Annotated in this window: 1 protein-coding gene; it reads left to right on the forward strand. The window is 77.7% G+C overall.

Annotated features, from left to right (window positions below; all coding sequences use genetic code 11):
• Positions 1–1,199: ABC transporter permease (locus ACFXA3_RS41330; protein ID WP_385196464.1), on the forward strand; the 1,199-nt coding region annotated here is incomplete at its 5' end.
• Positions 1,200–1,243: the final 44 nt, after the last annotated feature.

Below are 1,243 nucleotides of genomic sequence, written 5' to 3' on the forward strand. Positions count from 1 at the left end.
CGCCGGACGCCGGCGCGGGCACGCGTACCGGCGCGGACCCCCCGGCCGGCGCCGTCGTCCTGGAGGCCTCGGTCGCGCGGGCGCTCTGGGCCGAGCCCGGCGACACCGTACGGCTCACCGGACCGGACGGCGCCCCGCACGCACTGCGGGTGAGCGGCATCGCCGAGGCGGCCGAACCCCGCTACCACCCGGGCGGCGGCCCGGGCATCGGCTGGGTGCTCGACGCCACCCTCGACGGGATCGCCCACGGCGACACCGGACAGAGCGTGGGCCTTCGCCTGGCGGATCCCGACGACACCGACTTCATCGTCCAGCGCGCCGTCACCGTCCTCGGCGCCGACCGGGTGGCCCAGGTCACCAAGTGGCAGCAGGCCCGCGCCGAGGCGGGCGGCGACGACCGGCTCCTCGGCCAGGTGTTCGCCGTCTTCGGGCTCGGGGCACTGGTCGCGGCGGCGCTCGCCGCGGCCGGGGCCATCGGCGCCCGCGTCCGCGGCCAGCTGCGGGACATCGCCGTCCTCAAGGCCGTCGGCTTCACCCCGGGCCAGGTGACCCGCGGATTCCTCGTACAGCACCTCGCCTTCGCACTGCTCGGGGTGACCCTCGGCACGGCGGCGATCGCCGTGCTCGGCGCCCGCATACCCGGACGCATCGGCGAGGCCGCGGCGATGTGGCAGGACCTGCCCGGTCACACCGGGCTCATGATCGGCGTGCCCTGCGGCGCACTGCTCCTGATCGCCGCCGCCACCTCGTTCTCGGCCTGGCGGGCCGGACGGGTGCCACCCGTGCCGGTGGCCCGTGCGGCGCTGCCGTCGGCCGCACCGATGACCGCACTGGGCAGGCGGGCCCTGGGCATGCGGGTGCCCCCGGCGCTGGTGCTGGGGTGGCGGGCGGCGTTCCCGCGCCGCGGCCGGACGCTCGTGTCGGTGGCCAGGCTCGCCCTGCCGCTGACGCTGATCACCGTCGCGCTCGTCGCCTGGTCGACGCTGGACCAGTTCCGCAGCAGCCCCGCACGGATGGGGCTGCCCGCGGCACTGACCGTACGCGCCGCACAGCCCGGAGGAGCCGTTGACGCGGAGCTGGAGAAGACCCTCGCGGCGGTCCCGGACGTCGCCGCCGGACAAACCCGCGCCGGCGTGGGGCGGCGGGGTACGCGGCGCCCCACCCCCCCCCACCCCCGCCGCGGCCCCCCCCCACCGTGAGGCGTTCAAGCGGCTCGGCGAGCGCCTCCACCCGCACGAGTACC

The sequence above is a fragment of the Streptomyces sp. NPDC059456 genome, from assembly GCF_042750055.1.
Taxonomy (GTDB): domain Bacteria; phylum Actinomycetota; class Actinomycetes; order Streptomycetales; family Streptomycetaceae; genus Streptomyces.